The 20313-nt window shown below is 55.8% G+C and carries 34 protein-coding genes; 32 read left to right on the forward strand and 2 right to left on the reverse strand.

Going from position 1 to position 20313, the window contains the following annotated elements:
- The 29 genes from G403_RS22955 to rplQ form a co-directional block, all read left to right on the forward strand.
- Positions 1 to 339, forward strand: a 339-nt coding sequence (locus tag G403_RS22955) for an EF-Tu C-terminal domain-related protein (protein ID WP_036233445.1), incomplete at its 5' end; no start/stop codon positions are given.
- A 206-nt stretch (positions 340 to 545) separates the two neighbouring features.
- Positions 546 to 857 (forward strand): 30S ribosomal protein S10, encoded by a 312-nt coding sequence (gene rpsJ, locus G403_RS0110515; protein ID WP_027853959.1) that lies wholly within the window; start codon positions 546 to 548, stop codon positions 855 to 857.
- 111 nt (positions 858 to 968) lie between these two features.
- On the forward strand, positions 969 to 1607 hold the full coding sequence (gene rplC / locus G403_RS0110520) for a 50S ribosomal protein L3 (RefSeq protein WP_027853960.1): 639 nt from the start codon (positions 969 to 971) through the stop codon (positions 1605 to 1607).
- An 11-nt stretch (positions 1608 to 1618) separates the two neighbouring features.
- A complete protein-coding gene (gene rplD / locus G403_RS0110525) occupies positions 1619 to 2224 on the forward strand; it encodes a 50S ribosomal protein L4 (RefSeq protein WP_027853961.1) in 606 nt (201 codons plus the stop codon).
- Complete coding sequence (gene rplW, locus G403_RS0110530; protein ID WP_027853962.1) at positions 2221 to 2517, forward strand: 50S ribosomal protein L23; 297 nt, start codon at positions 2221 to 2223, stop codon at positions 2515 to 2517. Before rplD ends, rplW begins: the two co-directional genes overlap by 4 nt.
- Before the next feature lie 14 nt (positions 2518 to 2531).
- Positions 2532 to 3359, forward strand: coding sequence for a 50S ribosomal protein L2 (gene rplB, locus G403_RS0110535; RefSeq protein WP_027853963.1), 828 nt, complete (start codon positions 2532 to 2534; stop codon positions 3357 to 3359).
- 12 nt (positions 3360 to 3371) lie between these two features.
- The gene (rpsS, locus tag G403_RS0110540) at positions 3372 to 3650 is read left to right on the forward strand and encodes a 30S ribosomal protein S19 (protein ID WP_027853964.1); all 279 of its coding nucleotides are present in this window, start codon (positions 3372 to 3374) and stop codon (positions 3648 to 3650) included.
- Positions 3651 to 3657: 7 nt separating this feature from the next.
- Entirely contained in the window at positions 3658 to 3990 is a 333-nt protein-coding gene (gene rplV / locus G403_RS0110545; RefSeq protein ID WP_425411698.1) for a 50S ribosomal protein L22, read from the forward strand.
- Between the two features lie 25 nt (positions 3991 to 4015).
- The gene (rpsC, locus tag G403_RS0110550) at positions 4016 to 4696 is read left to right on the forward strand and encodes a 30S ribosomal protein S3 (RefSeq protein ID WP_027853966.1); all 681 of its coding nucleotides are present in this window, start codon (positions 4016 to 4018) and stop codon (positions 4694 to 4696) included.
- 11 nt (positions 4697 to 4707) lie between these two features.
- On the forward strand, positions 4708 to 5121 hold the full coding sequence (rplP, locus tag G403_RS0110555; RefSeq protein WP_027853967.1) for a 50S ribosomal protein L16: 414 nt from the start codon (positions 4708 to 4710) through the stop codon (positions 5119 to 5121).
- Positions 5121 to 5315: a 50S ribosomal protein L29 gene (gene rpmC, locus G403_RS0110560; RefSeq protein WP_027853968.1), complete on the forward strand. Its 195-nt coding sequence runs from the start codon at positions 5121 to 5123 to the stop codon at positions 5313 to 5315. Before rplP ends, rpmC begins: the two co-directional genes overlap by 1 nt.
- Positions 5312 to 5575 (forward strand): 30S ribosomal protein S17, encoded by a 264-nt coding sequence (gene rpsQ, locus G403_RS0110565; RefSeq protein WP_027853969.1) that lies wholly within the window; start codon positions 5312 to 5314, stop codon positions 5573 to 5575. The genes rpmC and rpsQ overlap by 4 nt, the downstream gene beginning before the upstream one ends.
- Before the next feature lie 80 nt (positions 5576 to 5655).
- Positions 5656 to 6024 carry a 50S ribosomal protein L14 gene (gene rplN / locus G403_RS0110570; RefSeq protein WP_027853970.1) on the forward strand — a complete coding sequence of 123 codons (369 nt, stop codon included), beginning with the start codon at positions 5656 to 5658 and terminating at the stop codon, positions 6022 to 6024.
- A 99-nt stretch (positions 6025 to 6123) separates the two neighbouring features.
- Positions 6124 to 6447: a 50S ribosomal protein L24 gene (gene rplX, locus G403_RS0110575; RefSeq protein WP_027853971.1), complete on the forward strand. Its 324-nt coding sequence runs from the start codon at positions 6124 to 6126 to the stop codon at positions 6445 to 6447.
- Between the two features lie 15 nt (positions 6448 to 6462).
- Positions 6463 to 7002, forward strand: a complete 540-nt coding sequence (gene rplE / locus G403_RS0110580) for a 50S ribosomal protein L5 (protein WP_027853972.1) — start codon at positions 6463 to 6465, stop codon at positions 7000 to 7002.
- Positions 7003 to 7016: 14 nt separating this feature from the next.
- Positions 7017 to 7322 (forward strand): 30S ribosomal protein S14, encoded by a 306-nt coding sequence (gene rpsN / locus G403_RS0110585; RefSeq protein ID WP_027853973.1) that lies wholly within the window; start codon positions 7017 to 7019, stop codon positions 7320 to 7322.
- Between the two features lie 92 nt (positions 7323 to 7414).
- Complete coding sequence (rpsH, locus tag G403_RS0110590; RefSeq protein ID WP_027853974.1) at positions 7415 to 7807, forward strand: 30S ribosomal protein S8; 393 nt, start codon at positions 7415 to 7417, stop codon at positions 7805 to 7807.
- A 10-nt stretch (positions 7808 to 7817) separates the two neighbouring features.
- Positions 7818 to 8351, forward strand: a complete 534-nt coding sequence (gene rplF, locus G403_RS0110595) for a 50S ribosomal protein L6 (RefSeq protein ID WP_027853975.1) — start codon at positions 7818 to 7820, stop codon at positions 8349 to 8351.
- Positions 8352 to 8360: 9 nt separating this feature from the next.
- On the forward strand, positions 8361 to 8711 hold the full coding sequence (rplR, locus tag G403_RS0110600; protein WP_027853976.1) for a 50S ribosomal protein L18: 351 nt from the start codon (positions 8361 to 8363) through the stop codon (positions 8709 to 8711).
- An 11-nt stretch (positions 8712 to 8722) separates the two neighbouring features.
- Complete coding sequence (gene rpsE, locus G403_RS0110605; RefSeq protein ID WP_027853977.1) at positions 8723 to 9226, forward strand: 30S ribosomal protein S5; 504 nt, start codon at positions 8723 to 8725, stop codon at positions 9224 to 9226.
- A 3-nt stretch (positions 9227 to 9229) separates the two neighbouring features.
- A complete protein-coding gene (gene rpmD / locus G403_RS0110610) occupies positions 9230 to 9412 on the forward strand; it encodes a 50S ribosomal protein L30 (RefSeq protein WP_027853978.1) in 183 nt (60 codons plus the stop codon).
- 13 nt (positions 9413 to 9425) lie between these two features.
- Positions 9426 to 9860 (forward strand): 50S ribosomal protein L15, encoded by a 435-nt coding sequence (gene rplO / locus G403_RS0110615; RefSeq protein WP_027853979.1) that lies wholly within the window; start codon positions 9426 to 9428, stop codon positions 9858 to 9860.
- A complete protein-coding gene (gene secY, locus G403_RS0110620) occupies positions 9861 to 11186 on the forward strand; it encodes a preprotein translocase subunit SecY (RefSeq protein ID WP_027853980.1) in 1326 nt (441 codons plus the stop codon).
- A gap of 17 nt (positions 11187 to 11203) precedes the next feature.
- Positions 11204 to 11320, forward strand: a complete 117-nt coding sequence (rpmJ, locus tag G403_RS0110625) for a 50S ribosomal protein L36 (RefSeq protein ID WP_027853981.1) — start codon at positions 11204 to 11206, stop codon at positions 11318 to 11320.
- Between the two features lie 142 nt (positions 11321 to 11462).
- A complete protein-coding gene (rpsM, locus tag G403_RS0110630; protein ID WP_027853982.1) occupies positions 11463 to 11819 on the forward strand; it encodes a 30S ribosomal protein S13 in 357 nt (118 codons plus the stop codon).
- A 19-nt stretch (positions 11820 to 11838) separates the two neighbouring features.
- Positions 11839 to 12228, forward strand: coding sequence for a 30S ribosomal protein S11 (gene rpsK / locus G403_RS0110635; protein WP_027853983.1), 390 nt, complete (start codon positions 11839 to 11841; stop codon positions 12226 to 12228).
- Positions 12229 to 12243: 15 nt separating this feature from the next.
- Positions 12244 to 12864, forward strand: a complete 621-nt coding sequence (rpsD, locus tag G403_RS0110640; RefSeq protein ID WP_027853984.1) for a 30S ribosomal protein S4 — start codon at positions 12244 to 12246, stop codon at positions 12862 to 12864.
- A gap of 26 nt (positions 12865 to 12890) precedes the next feature.
- A complete protein-coding gene (locus G403_RS0110645) occupies positions 12891 to 13895 on the forward strand; it encodes a DNA-directed RNA polymerase subunit alpha (RefSeq protein ID WP_027853985.1) in 1005 nt (334 codons plus the stop codon).
- A 39-nt stretch (positions 13896 to 13934) separates the two neighbouring features.
- On the forward strand, positions 13935 to 14330 hold the full coding sequence (rplQ, locus tag G403_RS0110650; protein WP_027853986.1) for a 50S ribosomal protein L17: 396 nt from the start codon (positions 13935 to 13937) through the stop codon (positions 14328 to 14330).
- A 66-nt stretch (positions 14331 to 14396) separates the two neighbouring features.
- Here rplQ and uvrA read toward each other — a convergent pair whose 3' ends face one another.
- Positions 14397 to 17222 carry an excinuclease ABC subunit UvrA gene (gene uvrA / locus G403_RS0110655; protein ID WP_027853987.1) on the reverse strand — a complete coding sequence of 942 codons (2826 nt, stop codon included), beginning with the start codon at positions 17220 to 17222 and terminating at the stop codon, positions 14397 to 14399.
- Between the two features lie 156 nt (positions 17223 to 17378).
- Here uvrA and ssb point away from each other — a divergent pair, with 156 nt between their 5' ends.
- Together ssb and rfbD are read left to right on the forward strand one after the other, a co-directional pair.
- The gene (ssb, locus tag G403_RS0110660; protein ID WP_027853988.1) at positions 17379 to 17882 is read left to right on the forward strand and encodes a single-stranded DNA-binding protein; all 504 of its coding nucleotides are present in this window, start codon (positions 17379 to 17381) and stop codon (positions 17880 to 17882) included.
- 3 nt (positions 17883 to 17885) lie between these two features.
- Positions 17886 to 18860 (forward strand): dTDP-4-dehydrorhamnose reductase, encoded by a 975-nt coding sequence (gene rfbD, locus G403_RS22960; RefSeq protein ID WP_051298869.1) that lies wholly within the window; start codon positions 17886 to 17888, stop codon positions 18858 to 18860.
- On the opposite strand, the gene G403_RS24945 is transcribed toward rfbD, so the two are convergent.
- Positions 18795 to 19178 (reverse strand): SirB2 family protein, encoded by a 384-nt coding sequence (locus G403_RS24945; protein WP_084404009.1) that lies wholly within the window; start codon positions 19176 to 19178, stop codon positions 18795 to 18797. The genes rfbD and G403_RS24945 overlap by 66 nt on opposite strands.
- Before the next feature lie 97 nt (positions 19179 to 19275).
- Between G403_RS24945 and moaA the strand changes: the two genes are divergently transcribed.
- On the forward strand, positions 19276 to 20280 hold the full coding sequence (gene moaA, locus G403_RS0110675) for a GTP 3',8-cyclase MoaA (protein WP_036233458.1): 1005 nt from the start codon (positions 19276 to 19278) through the stop codon (positions 20278 to 20280).
- The last annotated feature ends 33 nt before the right edge of the window (positions 20281 to 20313 follow it).

Consider the following 20313-nt stretch of genomic DNA (forward strand, 5'->3'; position numbering starts at 1 on the left):
AAGCGTGACGAAGTTGAGCGTGGTCAGGTCCTGGCTAAGCCGGGTTCCATCACTCCGCACACTCAGTTCGAAGGCGAAGTCTACGTACTGAGCAAGGAAGAAGGTGGTCGTCACACTCCGTTCTTCAAGGGCTACCGTCCGCAGTTCTACTTCCGTACCACCGATATCACCGGTGCGGTTGAGCTGCCGGAAGGCGTTGAGATGGTCATGCCGGGTGACAACATCCAGATGGCTGTTACCCTGATCAACCCGATCGCCATGGAAGAAGGTCTGCGCTTCGCGATTCGCGAAGGTGGCCGTACCGTGGGTGCCGGTGTTGTATCCAAGATCACTGCCTGATCCCGTGATCTGATCTGGAAAGGCCCTCCCTGTGAGGGCCTTTTTGCTTTTAAGTGACCTCCCGCCGGCGGTTTTCTTTCGCTGGTTGTTTTTTATACCTTTCGTGTTGACCCTTTTCCCTCCGCGGAGTAAGATTTGCGTCCCCTTTTATCCAAGGGGAGGTCGGCTATTGCCGTAAAGAAACTTACAGGAAATGCGTGATCAGAATGCAGAACCAAAAAATCAGAATTCGTCTGAAGGCTTTTGATCATCGCCTGATCGATTCTTCCGCTCAGGAGATTGTTGATACAGCCAAGCGGACAGGTGCTCAGGTGTGTGGTCCGATCCCACTTCCTACCCGCAAAGAGCGTTACACCGTTCTGATCTCTCCGCACGTCAACAAAGACGCGCGTGATCAGTATGAGATCCGTACGCACAAGCGAGTCCTCGACATCGTTGAGCCGACAGAAAAAACTGTCGACGCACTGATGAAGCTGGATCTGGCAGCGGGTGTCGAAGTGCAGATCAGCCTCGGCTAATCAGCACCGCGCAGAATTATTAACTTAATGAAGCGCTATTTGTGGAATGCGCCTGAAAAGGGCAGCCATAGTGGGTGACAGCCCCGTACACAACTGGCAAGAGGTAAAAAAATGTCTGTAGGACTTATCGGACGTAAAGCGGGTATGACTCGCATCTTCACAGATGAGGGCGTGTCCGTGCCAGTCACCGTCATCGAGGTGGAACCGAACCGCGTTACTGGCGTTAAAACTGTCGATACCGATGGTTATGCCGCCGTGCAGGTGACAACCGGTACTAAAAAGGCTAATCGCCTTTCCAAGCCGCTCGCCGGGCAGTATGCCAAGGCAGGCGTCGAGGCCGGTCGCGGTTTGTGGGAGTTCCGCGTGAATGGTGATGAGGGAATCAACGTCGGCGACGCGCTGACAGTTGAGCGCTTCGAAGCAGGTCAGAAAGTAGACGTGACAGGTCAATCCAAAGGTAAGGGCTTCCAGGGCGGCGTTAAGCGCTGGAACTTCCGTACTCAGGATATGACTCACGGTAACTCTCTTTCTCACCGTGCTCCGGGTTCCATTGGTCAGTGCCAGACCCCGGGCCGCGTATTCAAGGGTAAGAAGATGGCAGGTCACATGGGCGCCGAGCGCTGCACAATCCAGACTCTGGAAGTTGTGCGCGTTGACGCCGAGCGTAATCTGCTGATCGTCAAGGGTGCCATTCCTGGCGCAACCGGCGGCGACGTCATCGTTAAACCTGCTGTTAAAGCACGCGCCTGAGGGAGGTTTCCATGAATCTGAATCTGACTGGAGCCAACGGTTCGGTTGAAGTATCCGAACTGGCTTTTGGTAAAGAGTTCAATGAGGCGCTGGTACACCAGGTTGTAACTGCTTACATGGCAGCGGGCCGTCAGGGTACCAAAGCGCAGAAAAATCGTTCCGCCGTCTCCGGTGGTGGTGCGAAGCCCTTCCGTCAGAAGGGTACCGGTCGTGCACGTCAGGGTACTACCCGTTCGCCGATCTGGCGTACCGGTGGTGTGACCTTCGCTGCACAGCCTCGCGATTACGCTCAGAAAGTGAACAAGAAAATGTATCGCGCAGCGATGCGTTGCATCCTGTCTGAGCTGGTGCGTCAGGAGCGTCTGGTTGTTGTAGAAGACTTCTCTGTTGATGCACCGAAGACCAAGCCGTTTATCGCCAAGCTGAAAGAGCTTGAGCTGGATAACGCGCTGCTGATTACTGAAGACGTCGAACAGAACCTGTTCCTGGCTGCGCGCAATGTTCCTCATGTGGACGTTCGTGATGCCGCCGGTATCGACCCGGTAAGCCTGGTCGGTTTTGAGAAGGTTCTGGTCACCGTGCCGGCGCTCAAGAAGATCGAGGAGGTGTACGCATGAACCAGGAACGCATCTATAAAGTGCTGCTCGGTCCGCACATCTCTGAGAAGGCCACTATCGTTGCTGAGGGTACCCAGCAGGTAGTGTTCCGCGTAGCTTCAGACGCGACCAAGCCGGAAATCAAAAAAGCGGTTGAAGAACTGTTCAACGTAAAAGTTGAGGGCGTCAACGTGCTGAACATCAAGGGCAAGACCAAGCGCACCATGCGCGGCATGGGCAAGCGCACTGATGTTCGTAAGGCGTACGTTCGACTGGCTGACGGTTCCGAGATCGATTTCCTGGCTGGCGAATAAGAGGGGTTTGAATAATGGCAATCGTTAAAGCAAAGCCGACCTCTGCCGGACGTCGTCACGTCGTTAAGGTAAGCAGCGCCGACCTGTACAAAGGCAAGCCGCACGCTGCTCTGGTCGAGAAAAAGTCGAAGTCCGGTGGTCGTAACAATAATGGTCGCATCACCACTCGCCACGTAGGCGGTGGTCATAAGCACCATTATCGTATGATCGACTTCCGTCGCAACAAGGATGGTATTCCTGCGATCATTGAACGCATCGAATACGATCCTAACCGTTCTGCACACATCGCTCTGCTGAAATACGCCGATGGTGAGCGTCGTTACATCATCGCTCCGAAAGGTCTGCAAGCAGGTGCTCAGGTTCAGTCTGGTGAAGTGGCTGACATTAAGCCGGGTAACGCGATGCCGCTGCGCAACGTGCCGCTGGGTAGCACTGTGCATTGTGTTGAGCTTAAGCCTGGTAAAGGCGCTCAGATGGCTCGTTCCGCTGGAACGTCTGCTCAGCTGGTTGCTCGTGAAGGTGCATACGCGACGCTGCGTCTGCGCTCTGGTGAAATGCGCAAGGTCCTGGCGGAATGCCGCGCGACCCTGGGCGAGGTCAGCAACTCCGAGCATAGCCTGCGTCAACTGGGTAAAGCTGGTGCCAAGCGCTGGCGTGGTGTTCGTCCGACCGTTCGCGGTGTGGCGATGAACCCGGTTGATCACCCCCATGGTGGTGGTGAGGGTCGTACCTCCGGTGGTCGTCACCCGGTTACTCCGTGGGGCGTGCCGACCAAGGGTCACAAGACTCGCAAGAACAAGCGTACCGATAATCTGATCGTACGCCGTCGTCAGGCTAAATAAGAGGAATCAGCTGTGCCACGTTCACTGAAGAAAGGTCCCTTTATCGACCTTCACCTGCTGAAAAAGGTAGAGGCTGCAATCGAGGCTAACGAACGTCGTCCGATCAAAACCTGGTCACGTCGTTCTACCGTCTTCCCGAACTTTGTCGGGCTGACAATTGCAGTACATAACGGCCGTCAGCATGTCCCGGTGTACATCACCGAAGATATGGTCGGTCATAAACTAGGTGAGTTCGCTGCTACTCGTACATACCGCGGTCATGCAGCCGACAAGAAGGCCAAGAAGAAGTAAGGGGTAGATGATGGAAGTTATCGCCAAGCATAAAGGCGCCCGCATCTCCGCCCAGAAGGCCCGTCTGGTCGCAGATCAGATCCGTGGTAAGTCTGTGGGCGAAGCTCTGAATATCCTGGCGTTCAGCACTAAGAAAGGTGCTGACCTCGTCAAGAAGGTGCTGGAGTCTGCAATTGCGAATGCAGAGCACAACGAAGGTGCCGACGTCGATGAACTGCGCGTGTCCGCGGTCTTCGTTGATGAGGGTATGACTATGAAGCGTATCATGCCACGTGCCAAAGGCCGTGCTGACCGCATTCTGAAGCGTACCTCCCACATCACCGTCAAGGTCGCAGACTAAGAGCTGAAAGCCAGGAGAGTTTGATATGGGTCAGAAAGTAAACCCAACCGGTATCCGGCTTGGAGTCATCAAGGATCACACGTCTGTGTGGTACGCGGACAAAGCCGACTATGCCAACAAACTGCTGAATGATCTTCAGGTACGTAGCTACCTGGAAGGACAGCTGAAAAACGCGTCTGTGAGCCGCATCGAGATCGAGCGTCCGGCGCAGAATGCAAAGATTACAATCCATACTGCCCGCCCCGGTATCGTTATCGGTAAGAAGGGTGAGGATGTCGAGAAGCTGCGTGCTGCCGTTTCCGAGATGATGGGTGTGCCCGTTCACATCAATATCGAAGAAGTACGTAAGCCGGATCTGGATGCCAAGCTGGTCGCCCAGGGCGTTGCCAGCCAGCTCGAGCGCCGTGTGATGTTCCGTCGCGCCATGAAGCGTGCGGTGCAGAACGCCATGCGTATCGGTGCCAAGGGTATCAAGATTCAGCTCGGCGGACGTCTGGGCGGTGCCGAAATTGCGCGTACCGAGTGGTATCGTGAAGGTCGTGTTCCTCTGCACACTCTGCGTGCAGATATCGACTACGCCACCTATGAAGCGCACACCACCTACGGTGTGATCGGCGTCAAAGTATGGATCTTCAAGGGTGAGATTCTCGGCGGCCTGGAGCAGGTTCGCGCTGAGAAGAAAGCACCCGCGAAGAAAGCTAAGTGAGGTAGACGTCAATGCTGCAACCAAAACGTCTCAAATACCGCAAGGTAATGAAGGGTCGCAACCGTGGCCTGGCTCAGCGCGGCAGCAAGGTCAGCTTTGGTGAGTATGCACTCAAAGCGACTGATCGCGGTCGTATTACAGCGCGCCAGATCGAAGCGGCTCGTCGTACCATGACTCGTCACGTAAAACGTGGCGGTAAGATCTGGATCCGGATTTTCCCGGACAAGCCGATCACTACCAAGCCTCTTGAAGTTCGTATGGGTAAGGGTAAGGGTAGCGTCGAGTACTGGGTTGCTCAGATCCAGCCGGGTAAAGTGCTGTTCGAAATGAGCGGTGTGCCTGAAGATCTCGCGCAGGAAGCCTTCGCCCTGGCGGCAGCCAAGCTGCCGGTTCAGACAACTTTCGTTAAGCGGACGGTGATGTGATGAAAGCACAAGAACTGCGTGACAAGTCCGTAGAAGAGCTGCAGCAGTCTCTGCTGGGTCTTCTGAAGGATCAGTTCAACCTGCGTATGCAGAAGGCAACTGGGCAACTGGCTCAGACCCACCTGCTGGGTCAGGTTCGTCGCGATATTGCTCGCGTTAAGACAGTACTCAATGAAAAGCAGGTGACTAAATGAGCGCTGAAAAACGTACTCGTACTGTGACCGGCAAGGTCGTCAGTGACAAGATGGACAAGACCATCACCGTTCTGGTCGAGCGTCGTGAGAAGCATCCGCTCTACGGCAAGTACATCAAACGCTCCACCAAACTGCACGCTCACGATGAGAAGAATGAGTGTCAGATGGGTGATCTGGTGACTATCGCCGAGTCTCGCCCGCTGTCCAAGACCAAAACTTGGTCTCTGGTTCGCATTGAAGAGCGCGCAGCGAAGGTGTAATATAACGCGCCTTTGCTGCTCCAGTTGCCGGTTCGCCTGCTAAAGAGGCAGGCGACCGTTAAAAGTTTGTGGAGTAGACCATGATTCAGACTGAAACGATGCTTGATGTGGCTGACAACAGCGGCGCCAAGCGTGTGCAGTGTATTAAGGTCCTGGGTGGTTCTCACCGCCGCTACGCCTCTGTTGGCGACATCATCAAGGTGACCGTCAAGGAAGCGATTCCGCGCGGTAAGGTGAAAAAAGGTCAGGTTCTTAAGGCTGTCGTAGTGCGTACCCGTAAAGGTGTTCGTCGTCCGGACGGTTCACTGATCCGCTTTGATACTAACTCAGCGGTTCTGTTGAACAACAACGACGCACCCATCGGTACTCGTATCTTCGGGCCAGTAACGCGTGAACTTCGCTCAGAGAAGTTCATGAAGATCATTTCCCTGGCGCCTGAAGTGCTTTAAGACCCCTGTTCAGGCAGGGTTCTTGCGAAAACGCCATTCCCGGAAGGGTTTGGCGTTTTTGAGCATGAGGAAGGTAGCAGGAAACGAAGGTAAATCTAAATGCGCAAGATTCGTCGCGACGATGAAATCATCGTGATCGCAGGTAAAGACAAGGGCAAGCGTGGCAAAGTCATGCGCGTCCTGGAAAACGATCGTCTGATCGTGTCCGGCATCAACATGGTTAAGAAGCACCAGAAACCGAACCCGATGGCAGGTCAGCAGGGTGGTATCGTTGAGAAGGAAGCGGCTATCGCGACTTCCAACGTTGCTATTTTTAACCCGCAGACCAACAAAGGTGATCGTGTGGGCTTCAAGCTGCTTGAAGACGGCACCAAGGTACGTTTCTTCAAGTCCACCGGCGAGCTCGTCGCCGGAGATAAGTAAGAGGGGTTGGTGCAGATGTCTAGACTGAAAGCGCTCTACGAAAACGAAGTAAAAAACAAGCTGAAAGAGGAGCTTCAGGCTCCTAACGTTATGGCCGTTCCCCGTATCACCAAAATCACCCTGAACATGGGTGTTGGTGAAGCGCTGGGCGACAAGAAACAGCTTGATTTCGCCATTGGCGATATGACCGCTATTGCCGGTCAGAAGCCGATTGTCACCAAAGCGCGCAAGTCCATCGCGGGCTTCAAAGTGCGTGAAGGCTGGCCGATCGGTTGTAAGGTGACTCTGCGTGGCGAACGCATGTGGGAGTTCCTCGACCGTCTGGTTGATATCTCCATTCCGCGTATCCGCGACTTCCGTGGTCTCAGCGCCAAGTCCTTCGATGGACGCGGTAACTACAGCATGGGTGTGAAAGAGCAGATCATCTTCCCGGAGATCGACTACGACAAGGTCGATAAACTGCGTGGTCTCGATATTACGATCACCACAACCGCGAAGAACAACGACGAAGGTCGTGCACTGCTGTCTGCGCTGCAGTTCCCGTTCAAGAAATAAGACAAGGTTGAACCATGGCTAAAGTTTCTATGATCAATCGCGAGCTCAAGCGCGAAAAGCTGGCTAACAAATACGCCGCTAAGCGCGCTCAGCTCAAAGCAATTGTTGCTAGCCCGAACAGCTCAGAAGATGAGGTTTGGGACGCACAGATCGCGCTGCAGAAATTGCCGCGCGACGCGAGCCCGGTACGCAAACAGCGTCGTTGCCAGGTGACCGGTCGTCCGCATGCGGTTTACCGCAAGTTCGGACTGTGCCGTAACCAGCTGCGCGAAGCTGCCATGCGTGGCGATGTCCCGGGCCTGAAGAAGGCGAGCTGGTAATACAGTTCGCCAAACGGTAAGCACGGCGGTCTGGGCGAAACCCGTGAGGGCTTCGCTACCGCGCCGCGCTGCACTAAGAGGATGTTAATAGCATGAGTATGCAAGACACACTCGCGGATATGTTTACTCGTATCCGTAACGGGCACATGGCTGAGAAACAGGTCGTGTCCCTGCCGTCCTCCAAGCAGAAGCTGGCGATTGCCCAGGTTCTCAAAGAGGAAGGTTACATCACCGACTACAGCGTAGAAGGTGATGTTAAACCGGTTCTGACCATCGAGTTGAAGTACTTCGAAGGTAAGCCGGTTATCGAGGAGATTAAACGCGTAAGCCGCCCCAGTCTGCGTATCTATAAAGCCGCTTCCGAGCTGCCTAAGGTATCCGATGGTCTGGGTGTTGCGATCATCTCCACCAGCAAGGGCGTCATGACTGATCGCGCTGCTCGCGAAGCGGGTATCGGCGGTGAAGTAGTCTGCACGGTATTCTAAGAGGTCTCCAATGTCACGAATTGCGAAGAAACCCGTAGTAGTACCGTCAGGCGTGGAAATCAAAATCGCTGGCCAGAACGTTGCCGTCAAGGGCAAGAACGGTCAGCTGGCGATTGATGCTCACCCGGCTGTTGCTGTAGAGCAGGCTGACGGTCAGTTGAATTTTGCACCGCGCGACGGTTCCAAGCAGTCCATGGCGCTGGCCGGGACGATGCGTTCGCTGGTGAATAACATGGTGGTCGGTGTAAGCGAAGGCTTTAGCAAGACCTTGGCGCTGCAGGGCGTTGGTTATCGCGCCCAGGCCAAGGGTAAGGTTCTGAACCTGACTCTGGGCTTCTCTCATCCGATCGATTACGAACTGCCTGAAGGTGTTTCCGCCGAAACGCCAAACCCGACCACTATCGTTATCAGCGGTGCTGATAAGCAGCGTGTCGGTCAGGTGGCTGCAGAAGTTCGCGGTTTCCGTCCGCCTGAGCCTTATAAGGGCAAGGGTGTTCGCTATGCCGACGAATATGTACGCCGCAAAGAGGCTAAGAAGAAGTAAGGCAGGGTCATGAACGTTAAGAAAGAAGCTCGTATCCGTCGTGCGCGCCGTGCTCGCGCCAATATGCGCGAACAGGGTGCTGTACGTCTCTGCGTCAATCGCACCCCGCGTCACATCTATGCGCAAGTCATCTCTGCCGACGGCAGCAAGGTGCTGGCCAGCGCTTCAACGCTGGAAAAGGATCTGCGCGAAGGGGCTACCGGTAACATCGAAGCCGCCAAGAAGATCGGTTCTCTGATCGCTTCGCGGGCCAAAGAAGCCGGTGTTACTGAAGTCGCGTTTGACCGCTCAGGTTTCAAATACCACGGTCGCGTAGCGGCTCTCGCTGATGCTGCTCGCGAAGGCGGCCTGGAATTCTAAAGGTTTCGAATATGGCAAATCACGAACAGAAAGACGGTGAACTGCAGGAGAAGCTGGTTCAGGTAAACCGCGTCGCCAAAGTGGTAAAAGGCGGTCGTATTTTCGGTTTTACCGCGCTGACTGTGGTCGGTGATGGCAATGGTCGTGTCGGTTTCGGCCGCGGCAAGGCGCGTGAAGTGCCTGTTGCGATCCAGAAAGCGATGGAACAAGCCCGTCGCAACATGGTAAGCGTGCACCTGAATGGGCACACACTGCAGTACCCGGTCAAAGCCAACCACGGCGCTGCCAAGGTTTACATGCAGCCGGCGTCTGAAGGTACTGGCGTTATCGCCGGTGGTGCGATGCGTTCCGTACTGGAACTGGCCGGTGTGCACAACGTACTGGCCAAGTGCTACGGCTCTACCAACCCGGTGAACGTTGTACGCGCGACCGTTAAAGGTCTGGCTTCCATGAAGTCTCCGGAAGATGTAGCTGCCAAGCGCGGCAAGTCTGTCGACGATATCCTGGGGAACTAAGAGATGGCTGACAAGATCAAGGTAACACTGGTTCGCAGCACCATCGGCACCCTGCCCAAGCATAAGGCTTGTGTGCAAGGCCTGGGCCTGCGTCGCATCGGTCACGTCGTAGAAGTGGAAGACACCCCTGCGGTACGTGGCATGATCAACAAGGTTAACTACATGGTTCAGGTAGTTAGCGAGTAAGAGGAGTGACCCAATGCGTTTGAATTCTCTGCGCCCGGGTGCCGGCTCTAAGCACGCTCCCAAGCGTGTCGGTCGTGGCATCGGCTCCGGTCTGGGTAAAACTGGTGGCCGTGGCCACAAGGGCTTGAAATCCCGCTCCGGCGGAAGTGTAAACCCGGGTTTTGAAGGCGGTCAGATGCCGATCCAGCGTCGTCTGCCGAAATTTGGCTTCAATTCCCGTCAGGCGCGTTACGTCGCTGAGATCCGCCTCAATGAGCTGGCTGCTGCCGGCGTTGAAGTGGTCGATCTTGACGCGCTGAAACAGGCGGACATCATCAAGCAGGAAATTAAATCTGCTCGCGTGATCCTGTCTGGCGAGATCAACAAGGCAGTCACCGTTAAAGGTCTGAAAGTGACTAACGGTGCGCAGGCTGCGATCGAAGCTGCTGGCGGTAAAGTCGAGGCGTAAATGGCTAAGAAAGGACAAATACCAGCGGGAATGCAGAGTGGACTGGGCGAGCTTTGGTCTCGCCTGCGCTTCGTGCTGATAGCGATCATTGTTTACCGGATCGGGGCGCATATCCCGGTGCCGGGTATTAACCCCGATCGTCTCGCTGCGCTGTTTGATCAGAATCAGGGTACGATCCTGAGCCTTTTCAACATGTTCTCGGGCGGCGCTCTGGAGCGCATGTCCATCCTGGCTCTGGGTATCATGCCGTACATCTCTGCATCCATTATCATGCAGCTGATGACGATAGTGAGCCCCACGCTTGAGCAGTTGAAGAAAGAGGGAGAAGCCGGACGGCGCAAGATCAACCAGTATACCCGCTATGCGACAGTGGCTCTGGCTACTGTTCAGTCGCTGGGTATGGCAGTAGGTCTTGCTAACCAGGGGGTCGCGTTCGTAGCGGACTTCAGCTTCTACTTCGTGGCGGTCGTGACATTGGTCGCCGGTGCCGTATTCCTGATGTGGCTTGGCGAACAGGTCACTGAGAAGGGGATCGGTAACGGGATCTCGATTCTGATTTTCGCGGGTATTGTGGCCGGCTTGCCCAGTGCAATCGGTCAGTCCTTTGAAGCGGCGCGCCAGGGTGATCTTAACATCCTCGCGCTGCTGGCTATCGCCGTGATGGCGGTTGCCACTGTTGGTTTTGTGGTGTTCATGGAGCGCGGTCAACGCCGCATTACCATTAATTATGCCAAACGCCAGCAGGGCCGCCGCGTATACGCCGCGCAATCCAGCCATCTCCCGCTGAAAGTGAATATGGCCGGCGTTATCCCGCCGATCTTCGCTTCCAGTATCCTCCTGTTCCCGGCCTCGATCGGTCAGTGGTTCGGGCAGGGTGACGGTATGGATTGGCTGCAGGATGTGGCTCTGGCTCTTGGGCCGGGACAGCCGCTGTACATTCTGCTGTTTGCAATTGCGATCGTATTTTTCTGCTACTTCTACACGGCGATTGTTTTCAATCCCCGAGATGTGGCGGATAACCTGAAAAAGTCAGGTGCCTTTATTCCTGGGATCCGTCCTGGTGAGCAGTCCGCACGCTATATCGATACGGTTCTGAGCCGCCTGACACTGTTCGGTGCGCTCTACATAACAGCCGTATCACTAATGCCGCAATTCCTGGTCGTTGCCTGGAATGTGCCCTTCTACTTTGGGGGTACCTCTCTGCTGATCGTGGTAGTTGTGGTGATGGACTTCATGGCTCAGGTGCAGTCGCATCTGATGTCACATCAGTACGAATCACTGATGAAAAAATCGAATCTTAAAGGCGGCGCAGGTCTCCTGCGCTAAGCCGAATGAGGTGGATCATGAAAGTACGTGCATCTGTTAAAAAGATTTGCCGTCACTGCAAGATCGTACGTCGCAACGGTTCCGTGCGCGTGATCTGCAAGGTGGAGCCCCGTCACAAGCAGCGCCAGGGCTAATCCACGCAAGGCTGGTCGTGGGGCGCGCATCACTTGATTTAAAAATGATCAACGTGTAGTATTGCGCGCCTTCCACGGACTAATTGATTAAAACGGTCTCCGAAGCTAACCAAGCCGGGGACGAAGATTTGGAGTACATTGAATGGCCCGTATAGCTGGCGTCAATATTCCTGACAATAAGCATGCGGTAATTTCTCTGACTTACATTTACGGTATTGGCCGCACGACTGCTCAGCAGATCTGCGAAGCGACCGGCATCGAGCCGACTGTTAAAGTCGGTGATCTGTCTGAAGAACAGCTCGATAATGTTCGTGGTGAAATTGCCAAGTTGACTGTTGAAGGCGACCTGCGTCGTGAAGTCAACATGAACATCAAGCGTCTTATGGACCTCGGTTGTTTCCGTGGTCTGCGCCATCGTCGCAACCTGCCGGTTCGCGGTCAGCGCAGCAAGACCAACGCTCGCACCCGCAAGGGACCGCGTAAGCCGATCCGTAAGTAAGCGATAGGAATTTCCGAATATGGCAAAGCCAGGTAATCGCACACGTAAAAAGGTTAAAAAGCAGGTAGCGGATGGCCTCGCGCACATCCACGCCTCTTTTAACAACACCATTATTACTATTACCGATCGCCAGGGTAACGCACTGTCCTGGGCGACCTCCGGTGGTTCAGGTTTCCGTGGCTCGCGCAAGAGCACCCCGTTTGCCGCTCAGGTGGCTGCGGAACGTGCCGGCAACGCGGCACTCGAATACGGACTGAAAAACCTGGACGTGTTTGTGAAGGGCCCGGGACCGGGTCGCGAGTCTGCAGTTCGTGCTCTGAACGGCTGCGGCTACAAAATCACAAACATCACTGACGTAACGCCGATTCCGCACAACGGTTGCCGTCCGCCGAAGAAGCGTCGCGTTTAATCTGGAGACAGTAATATGGCTCGTTATCTTGGACCTAAGTGCAAGCTGTCCCGTCGCGAAGGTACCGATCTCTTCCTGAAGAGCGGTGTCCGCGCACTCGATAGCAAGTGCAAAGCAGAAACAGTACCGGGTATGCACGGCGCCCGTCGTGGCCGCCTGTCCGACTACGGTCTGCAGCTGCGTGAAAAGCAAAAAGTACGTCGTACCTACGGTGTTCTGGAACGCCAGTTCCGTAGCTACTATAAAGAAGCGGCTCGTCAGAAGGGCGCAACAGGTGAAGTCCTGCTGCAACTTCTGGAAAGTCGTCTCGACAACGTTGTCTATCGCATGGGTTACGGTTCAACCCGCGCGGAGGCTCGTCAGATCGTGTCCCACCGTCAAATCACCGTTAATGGCCAGGCAGTCAACGTACCGTCCTACCAGGTCAAAGAAGGTGATGTTGTAGCAGTGCGCGAAAAGGCCAAAAACCAGCTGCGTATCAAACACGCACTGGAACTGGCCGCTCAGCGCGCACCCGTCGAGTGGATCGAGGTAGATACTGCGAAGATGGAAGGCGTCTTCAAGGCACTGCCGGAACGCAGCGATCTGTCTGCGGATATCAACGAGCACCTGATCGTTGAGCTCTACTCGAAGTAATCTTTGAACTCTTGACTGGTGGAACTATGCAGCGTTCAGTAAACGAGTTTCTTAGCCCACGTCACATCGACGTGCAGGAGATCAGTAAGACACGCGCCAAAGTGACTCTTGAGCCGCTTGAGCGTGGATTCGGTCACACTCTGGGCAATGCGCTGCGCCGTATTCTGCTCTCTTCCATGCCTGGCTGTGCCATCACGGAAGCGGAGATCGAGGGTGTGCTGCACGAGTACAGCAGCATCGAAGGGGTTCAGGAGGATGTCATTGAGATCCTGTTGAACCTCAAGGGTGTGGCTATCGCGTTGCACAACGCCGACGAAGCGGTGCTGACGCTCAGCAAGTCTGAGCCCGGTCCTGTCACAGCGGGAGATATCCAGCTGACCCAGGACGTGGAACTGGCTAACCCGGATCACGTGATTGCTCACCTGAATACCGGCGCAAGCCTGAATATGCAGCTGACCGTATCGCGCGGTCGTGGCTACGTGCCTGCCGATGCGCGCATCAGCGAGGACGATGAAACTCGTTCCATTGGTCGCCTGCAGCTCGATGCCAGCTTCAGCCCGGTATTGCGTGTCTCCTACGCCGTAGAGAGCGCCCGTGTTGAGCAGCGCACCGACCTGGACAAACTCGTTATCGACATCGAGTCCAACGGGACTATCGATCCGGAAGAGTGCATCCGTCGTGCAGCGACAATCCTTCAGCAGCAGCTGGCGGTATTTGTCGATCTCGAGGATGCGAGCGAGCAGACCAAGTCTGAGCCGAGCGAGCCGGAAATCGATCCGGTGCTGTTGCGCCCGGTAGATGACCTGGAACTGACTGTACGTTCCGCGAACTGTCTGAAAGCAGAGCAGATCTATTACATCGGTGATCTGATCCAGCGCACCGAAGTTGAGCTGCTGAAAACTCCTAACTTGGGCAAGAAGTCTCTGACCGAGATCAAGGACGTGCTGGCGTCCAAAGGGCTCTCGCTGGGTATGCGCCTGGAAAACTGGCCGCCGGCTAGCCTCAAGGGCGACGACAAAGCCGTCTCTTAAGGTCAGGCTTCAAACGCTAAGTTGTAAAGGATTTAGAAAATGCGCCATCGTAAATCTGGTCGTCACTTAAATCGTACAAGTGCGCACCGCAAAGCGATGTTCAAGAACATGGCGGTGTCTTTGTTCGAGCACGAGCTGATCAAGACCACACTGCCAAAAGCTAAAGAACTGCGCCGCTTTGCCGAGCCGCTGATTACCCTGGCCAAGACTGACTCGGTTGCAAACCGTCGTCTGGCTTTCTCACGCACTCGCAGCCCTGAAGCTGTGGGCAAACTGTTTAACGAACTGGGCCCGCGTTACGCGAATCGCCCGGGTGGTTATATCCGCATTCTGAAATGCGGATACCGCGCCGGTGATAAAGCGCCGATGGCTTACGTTGAACTGGTTGACCGTGCGCCGGGCCAGGCTGTTGTTGAAGAGTCTGCCGAAGACTAAGAAACAGCAGAGAGATATAAAAAACCCGGCTTTGCCGGGTTTTTTTGTGCCTGTAGAAACCGCGCCTTAACGGTTAAGGAGCGGCTTGAGGAAGCGGCCGGTATGGGAGTGCTCGTTGTTGGCCACTGCCTCGGGGGTGCCTGTCGCAATGATTCGGCCGCCACCGCTCCCGCCTTCCGGTCCAAGGTCGATGATCCAGTCTGCAGTCTTGATTACATCCAGGTTGTGCTCGATTACGACAATGGTATTGCCGTGGTCTCGCAGTCGGTTCAGTACGGTCAGCAACTGTTCGATATCGTGGAAGTGCAAGCCGGTTGTCGGCTCGTCCAGGATATATAACGTCTTACCGGTATCGCGTTTGGACAGCTCACGGGCAAGCTTGACACGTTGGGCCTCGCCCCCGGAGAGGGTTGTCGCGGCCTGCCCCAGACGGATATAGCTGAGGCCAACATCGATTAACGTCTGCAGACGACGCGCCAGTGCCGGAATGGCGTCAAAGAAAGTACGCGCATCTTCCACCGTGAGCTCCAGTACTTCATGAATGCTCAGCCCCTTGTATTTAACTTCAAGGGTCTCACGGTTGTAACGCTTGCCTTTGCAGACATCGCAGGGGACATAGATGTCCGGCAGAAAGTGCATTTCTACCTTGATAACACCGTCCCCCTGACAGGCCTCACAACGTCCGCCTTTCACGTTAAAACTGAATCGGCCGGGTTTATAGCCGCGGGAACGCGCCTCCTGGGTACCGGAAAACAGCTCGCGTATCTGGGTAAAAATGCCGGTGTAAGTCGCCGGGTTTGAACGAGGGGTGCGGCCGATGGGGCTTTGATCGATATCGATCACCTTATCGAAGTGGTTAAGGCCCTCGATCGATTGATAGGGTGCTGCCTCCAGTGTGGTTGCTTTATTGAGCTCAGTGGCCGCGACCGGGAACAGCGTATTGTTGATCAGTGTGGATTTGCCCGAACCGGATACGCCGGTTACACAGGTCATCAAACCGACCGGGAGTTCCAGCGTTACATCATTGAGATTGTTGCCTTTAGCGCCTTTCAGAACCAGCTGCTTGTCAGAATCAACCGGTGTTCTCTGTGTGGGGATATGGATCGCCCGGGTTCCGGTAAGAAACTGACCGGTTACGGAGGCCGAGCAAGACATGATCGCTTCGGGCGGGCCGTCTGCGATCACCTGCCCACCGTGAACACCGGCGCCCGGACCGATATCGATGACCCAGTCGGCCATCCGGATCGCATCCTCGTCATGCTCGACGACAATCACCGTGTTGCCCAGGTTACGCAGATGCTCCAGAGTCTTCAGCAAGCGGTCATTGTCGCGCTGATGGAGGCCGATTGAGGGCTCGTCAAGGATATACATCACACCGACCAGTCCCGCGCCGATCTGGCTGGCGAGACGAATGCGCTGAGCTTCACCGCCGGAGAGGGTTTCGGCACTGCGTTCCAGCGAAAGGTAATCCAGGCCCACGTTCACCAGAAACGAGAGACGTTCGCGAATCTCCTTAAGAATTTTCTCCGCGATCTCGCCCTGTTTCCCGGTCAGCGTCAGGCCCTCGAAATATTCATAGGCAGCGCCAATCGGCAGACGCACCAGGTCAGGCAGTGTGCGCGCGTCGATATAGACATGACGGGCATCGCGTCTTAAGCGGGTGCCATGGCAGCTGGGGCAGGGCTGCATATTCAGATAGCGCGCCAACTCTTCGCGCACCATCTCGGATTCGGTCTCCCGGTAGCGCCGTTCGAAGTTATTGATGACGCCTTCGAACGGGTGTGACTTGGTAACCACGGTGCCGCGGTCATTCACGTACTGAAACGGGACTTCGACTTTACCGCTCCCGTGCAGGATCACCTTGCGGTGCTCGTCACTCAACTGATTGAACGGCGTGTCCATGTCAAAGCCGTAGTGCCCGCCCACTGATTTCAACTGCTGGTAGTAGTACAGGGTGCGCCTGTCCCAGCCACGGATTGCACCCTCGGAGAGGGTCAGGGACGAATCATGAACAACTTTGGTCGGATCAAAGTATTGCCGGACACCCAGACCATCGCAGCTGGGACAGGCACCATGGGGGTTGTTGAACGAGAACATCCGGGGTTCCAGTTCATGGATGCTGTGGCCGCACTTCGGGCAGGCAAAGCGTGACGAAAAAACCATCTCCTCGGCTTCGCCGTCCATCCAGGCGACGGTGGCGATGCCATCGGTGAGGGCCAGAGCGGTCTCAAAGGATTCAGCCAGACGGGTTTGCAGATCGTCGCGGACCTTGAATCGATCAATCACCACCTCGATGTTGTGTTTCTTGTTTTTCTCCAGTGCAGGCGCTTCATCCAGGTCCACCACGATGCCATCGATTCTGGCACGGACGAAACCTTGAGCGCGCAGGTCGGCCAGTGTGTGCAGCTGCTCACCCTTACGATCCTGCACCACGGGCGCGAGTAGCATCAGTTTGCTGCCCTCAGGCTGAGCCAGTACCTGGTCCACCATCTGGCTGATGGTTTGTGCGGCCAGTGGCAGATCGTGGTCGGGGCAGCGCGGCTCGCCGGCGCGGGCGAACAACAGGCGCAGGTAGTCGTAAATCTCGGTAATGGTGCCCACGGTGGAGCGCGGGTTGTGAGAGGTGGATTTCTGTTCAATGGAGATCGCCGGCGACAGGCCCTCGATATGGTCTACATCGGGCTTTTCCATCATTGACAGGAATTGACGCGCGTAGGTGGAAAGTGACTCCACGTAACGCCGCTGCCCCTCGGCATAGAGGGTATCAAACGCCAGGGATGACTTGCCGGAACCGGATAATCCGGTGATAACAATCAACTTGTCGCGGGGGATTTCCAGGTCGATATTTTTCAGGTTGTGGGTGCGTGCACCACGTACCAGAATTTTGTCCATGAATGCTCCGGCCAGACTGCGCAAAAGGTCTATTATAGGCATTCCGGCGGGGCGCCTAAAACCGTCCTGCTGTGTTATTCTCAACGCACTGGGCTGAGGAGCATTCAGGGAGGCGCTCGTCGGCAGTGAACCGATCAACCGAAACTGGAGATTAAGATGGCGCGTGGCATCAATAAAGTGATTCTGATTGGTAACCTGGGTGGGGATCCGGAGGTGCGGTATATGCCTTCGGGCAATGCGGTGACCAACGTGAACCTCGCGACCAGTGAGTCATGGAAGGACAAGCAGACCGGGCAGCAGCAGGAACGTACGGAATGGCATCGTGTGGTATTTTTTAACCGCCTTGCTGAGATAGCCGGTGAATATCTGCGCAAAGGCTCAAAGGTCTATATCGAGGGCTCCCTGCGTACGCGCAAATGGCAGGGACAGGATGGGCAGGATCGCTACATCACTGAGATTGTAGCCAGTGAAATGCAGATGCTGGACGGTCGCAGTGGCGACGGCGGTGGCTATGCGCAGCCCGACCCCATGGGCTACGGGCAGCCACAGGGGCAGCAACGTTCCCCTGCACCTCAGCAGCAACGTCCGCAGCAAGCGCCTCAGCAACCCGCTGCGCCGGCACCGGATATGGATCCCTTTGACGACGATATTCCCTTCTGATCAATGGTCGCGGACACCTTTACAGAGCAGGCCCGTGTTCTGGTAACCGGAGCCGAAGGACAGATCGGCCAGGAGCTGACCGGGCTCCTGGCCCGGGAACCCGGCTTTACCTTGGTTGCGCGCTCAAAAGGCAGCCTGGATATTACCCATCGCGCGGAGCTCGAGCGGGAGCTGGCGGAGGAACTGCCTGACGTGGTGGTTAACTGTGCCGGCTTCAACCGTGTGGATCCGGCTGAGAGTGATCCCGGCCAGGCTTATGCCGTGAATTCGGAAGCGGTTCGAGGGCTGGCCGAGGTTTGCGCGGAACTCGGCATTATCCTTATCCATCTGTCTTCGGACTATGTATTCGATGGCCACTATGCCAGTGGCTACAGCGAGTCGGACGAGGTCGCTCCGTTAGGCGTTTATGGTGACAGCAAGTGGCAGGGAGAGGAGCATATTCGTCGCCTGCTCCCCCATCACATCATTCTGCGTGTGAGCTGGATTTTCAGCGAACACGGTACCAACTTCCTGTTACGTCTGCTGGATCAGGCACGCCGTGAAAAGCGGGTGTTGGCCGTGGATGATCGTCGTGGCTGTCCCACCTCGGCAGGCGATGTGGCTCGGGTTCTGGTTGCTATACTGAAACAGGTGGCCAGCGGAGCCGAGGCTTGGGGAACCTATCATTACTGTGGCGCGGAGGCGACAACGCGTTACGGTTTCAGTGAAGCGATTCTGGCCGCAGCTCGCCAATATGAGGAGCTTGCTGTGGTGGAGCTGGTGCCGGTGTCATCCCGTGATTTGCCTGAAGCAGCGGAACGTCCGGCATCCTCTGTACTCAAATGTAAGAAGCTGCTCAATACCTTTGGTATCCGGCAGCGGCCCTGGCGTACCGAGCTTCAGCAGTTGGTGCGCGCTCTGTATGAAGAGCGTTCAGAACAGGCCGAGCGTGGGAGAGTGGGTCCGGGCGACGGCAAGCAGGTAGCCCAGGCTGACTAAAGCGCCGACCAGGCTCAGCAAGCGTATCCGCCGGCTGCGGCCACGGTGCAGTGCCAGGCTGCCCAGCAGAATATAAGCGAGAAGTGCCATCAGCTTGGCCGTGAGCCAGTGGTTGACCAGCGGGTACTGGCCAATGGTCAGCATCAGGCCGATAGCACTGGCCAGCAAGACAGTGTCGTTGATGTGGGGGACGACTCGAATCCAGCGTTTGCGCAGCTGGTTGGGCCACCATAGCATCAGCGCGGCTCGGAATAGAAAGAGCAGAATTGTTACAGCGACCGTCAACAGATGAATGTGTTTTAGCGTGGTGTATAACATCACGACAACCTCTAAGGAGCGGGGGAGTGTTGCAAACCATGCGTGAAACCGGGACTGGAAGTCAACTCGAGTCACGGTGGCTGCGCCGGAGAGAGCCATGAGCGACCGTACCCTGAATACCGATCCATTGATTGACCGCTTCGGTCGACAGGTCACCTACCTGCGGCTTTCGGTGACCGATCGCTGCGATTTTCGTTGTGTCTACTGCATGGCGGAGAAGATGGAATTTTTGCCCCGTGCGGAAGTGCTCTCGTTGGAGGAGCTTTACGACGTGGCTGCGGCTTTTGTGAGGCGAGGTGTTCGCAAAATCCGTCTGACCGGCGGTGAACCGCTGGTCCGGCGTGACGTGATGACGCTGATTGAACGCCTGGGCCAGCTTCCTGTGGAATTGGTATTAACCACCAACGGCTCTCAACTGCCTGTTCATGCCGACGCACTGGTCAAGGCCGGTGTCAAACGCGTCAATATCAGTCTCGACTCTCTCAACCCTGAACGCTTTCATGAATTGACTCGCACCGGGCGGCTGGAAAAAGTGCTGGATGGGATCGAAGCGGCGCGGCAGGCCGGTTTTGAGCGGATTAAGCTTAACACCGTTGTACTCAAGGGGCGCAACGAAGATGAGGTGCTCGATCTGGTGGAGTTTGCCCGGCGCGGCGGACTCGATATCAGCTTTATCGAAGAGATGCCGCTGGGTCAGATCGTGGAACATGGCCGTGCCGAAAGTTTTTGTTCCAGTGATGAACTGCGAGAGCTGATCAGTAGCCGCTATCCGCTGGTCGAGAGTACTGAGAACACCGGTGGGCCTTCGCGTTATTTTCGCATGGCGGATTCAGCGTCCCGGGTCGGTTTTATCTCCCCTCACAGCCACAATTTCTGCAGTGAATGCAATCGCGTGCGAGTGACCGTTGAGGGGCGCCTGTTGCTCTGCCTGGGGAACGAGCATTCGGTGGATCTGCGCGATGTTCTGCGCCGCTATCCCGGCGATGCGGGCAAGCTGGACCAGGCATTGGTGGACGCGATGGAGATTAAACCGGAGAAGCACGAGTTTGATCTGGACCAGGAACCCCAGATTCTACGCTTTATGAACATGACCGGCGGCTGATATCCCCGGTTTGAGTGTTGAGTCGAGTTGAGG

It is taken from the genome of Marinobacterium litorale DSM 23545, assembly GCF_000428985.1.
Lineage (GTDB): Bacteria > Pseudomonadota > Gammaproteobacteria > Pseudomonadales > Balneatricaceae > Marinobacterium_D > Marinobacterium_D litorale.

Excerpts from the sequence above, each read along its gene's own strand:
- rplE (WP_027853972.1), top strand. The coding sequence starts at position 6,463 with ATGTCTAGACTGAAAGCGCTCTACGAAAACGAAGTAAAAAACAAGCTG.
- G403_RS0110645 (WP_027853985.1), top strand. The coding sequence starts at position 12,891 with ATGCAGCGTTCAGTAAACGAGTTTCTTAGCCCACGTCACATCGACGTG.
- rfbD (WP_051298869.1), top strand. The coding sequence starts at position 17,886 with ATGGTCGCGGACACCTTTACAGAGCAGGCCCGTGTTCTGGTAACCGGA.
- rplQ (WP_027853986.1), top strand. The coding sequence starts at position 13,935 with ATGCGCCATCGTAAATCTGGTCGTCACTTAAATCGTACAAGTGCGCAC.
- rpsH (WP_027853974.1), top strand. The coding sequence starts at position 7,415 with ATGAGTATGCAAGACACACTCGCGGATATGTTTACTCGTATCCGTAAC.
- secY (WP_027853980.1), top strand. The coding sequence starts at position 9,861 with ATGGCTAAGAAAGGACAAATACCAGCGGGAATGCAGAGTGGACTGGGC.
- rpmC (WP_027853968.1), top strand. The coding sequence starts at position 5,121 with ATGAAAGCACAAGAACTGCGTGACAAGTCCGTAGAAGAGCTGCAGCAG.
- rpsM (WP_027853982.1), top strand. The coding sequence starts at position 11,463 with ATGGCCCGTATAGCTGGCGTCAATATTCCTGACAATAAGCATGCGGTA.
- rplF (WP_027853975.1), top strand. The coding sequence starts at position 7,818 with ATGTCACGAATTGCGAAGAAACCCGTAGTAGTACCGTCAGGCGTGGAA.
- rplD (WP_027853961.1), top strand. The coding sequence starts at position 1,619 with ATGAATCTGAATCTGACTGGAGCCAACGGTTCGGTTGAAGTATCCGAA.
- ssb (WP_027853988.1), top strand. The coding sequence starts at position 17,379 with ATGGCGCGTGGCATCAATAAAGTGATTCTGATTGGTAACCTGGGTGGG.
- rplB (WP_027853963.1), top strand. The coding sequence starts at position 2,532 with ATGGCAATCGTTAAAGCAAAGCCGACCTCTGCCGGACGTCGTCACGTC.
- rplV (WP_425411698.1), top strand. The coding sequence starts at position 3,658 with ATGATGGAAGTTATCGCCAAGCATAAAGGCGCCCGCATCTCCGCCCAG.
- rpsD (WP_027853984.1), top strand. The coding sequence starts at position 12,244 with ATGGCTCGTTATCTTGGACCTAAGTGCAAGCTGTCCCGTCGCGAAGGT.
- rpsC (WP_027853966.1), top strand. The coding sequence starts at position 4,016 with ATGGGTCAGAAAGTAAACCCAACCGGTATCCGGCTTGGAGTCATCAAG.
- rpmJ (WP_027853981.1), top strand. The coding sequence starts at position 11,204 with ATGAAAGTACGTGCATCTGTTAAAAAGATTTGCCGTCACTGCAAGATC.
- rpsK (WP_027853983.1), top strand. The coding sequence starts at position 11,839 with ATGGCAAAGCCAGGTAATCGCACACGTAAAAAGGTTAAAAAGCAGGTA.
- moaA (WP_036233458.1), top strand. The coding sequence starts at position 19,276 with ATGAGCGACCGTACCCTGAATACCGATCCATTGATTGACCGCTTCGGT.
- G403_RS24945 (WP_084404009.1), bottom strand. The coding sequence starts at position 19,178 with ATGTTATACACCACGCTAAAACACATTCATCTGTTGACGGTCGCTGTA.
- rplN (WP_027853970.1), top strand. The coding sequence starts at position 5,656 with ATGATTCAGACTGAAACGATGCTTGATGTGGCTGACAACAGCGGCGCC.
- rplP (WP_027853967.1), top strand. The coding sequence starts at position 4,708 with ATGCTGCAACCAAAACGTCTCAAATACCGCAAGGTAATGAAGGGTCGC.
- rplR (WP_027853976.1), top strand. The coding sequence starts at position 8,361 with ATGAACGTTAAGAAAGAAGCTCGTATCCGTCGTGCGCGCCGTGCTCGC.
- rplX (WP_027853971.1), top strand. The coding sequence starts at position 6,124 with ATGCGCAAGATTCGTCGCGACGATGAAATCATCGTGATCGCAGGTAAA.
- rpsQ (WP_027853969.1), top strand. The coding sequence starts at position 5,312 with ATGAGCGCTGAAAAACGTACTCGTACTGTGACCGGCAAGGTCGTCAGT.
- uvrA (WP_027853987.1), bottom strand. The coding sequence starts at position 17,222 with ATGGACAAAATTCTGGTACGTGGTGCACGCACCCACAACCTGAAAAAT.
- rpsE (WP_027853977.1), top strand. The coding sequence starts at position 8,723 with ATGGCAAATCACGAACAGAAAGACGGTGAACTGCAGGAGAAGCTGGTT.
- rplC (WP_027853960.1), top strand. The coding sequence starts at position 969 with ATGTCTGTAGGACTTATCGGACGTAAAGCGGGTATGACTCGCATCTTC.
- rpmD (WP_027853978.1), top strand. The coding sequence starts at position 9,230 with ATGGCTGACAAGATCAAGGTAACACTGGTTCGCAGCACCATCGGCACC.
- rplO (WP_027853979.1), top strand. The coding sequence starts at position 9,426 with ATGCGTTTGAATTCTCTGCGCCCGGGTGCCGGCTCTAAGCACGCTCCC.
- rplW (WP_027853962.1), top strand. The coding sequence starts at position 2,221 with ATGAACCAGGAACGCATCTATAAAGTGCTGCTCGGTCCGCACATCTCT.
- rpsN (WP_027853973.1), top strand. The coding sequence starts at position 7,017 with ATGGCTAAAGTTTCTATGATCAATCGCGAGCTCAAGCGCGAAAAGCTG.
- rpsJ (WP_027853959.1), top strand. The coding sequence starts at position 546 with ATGCAGAACCAAAAAATCAGAATTCGTCTGAAGGCTTTTGATCATCGC.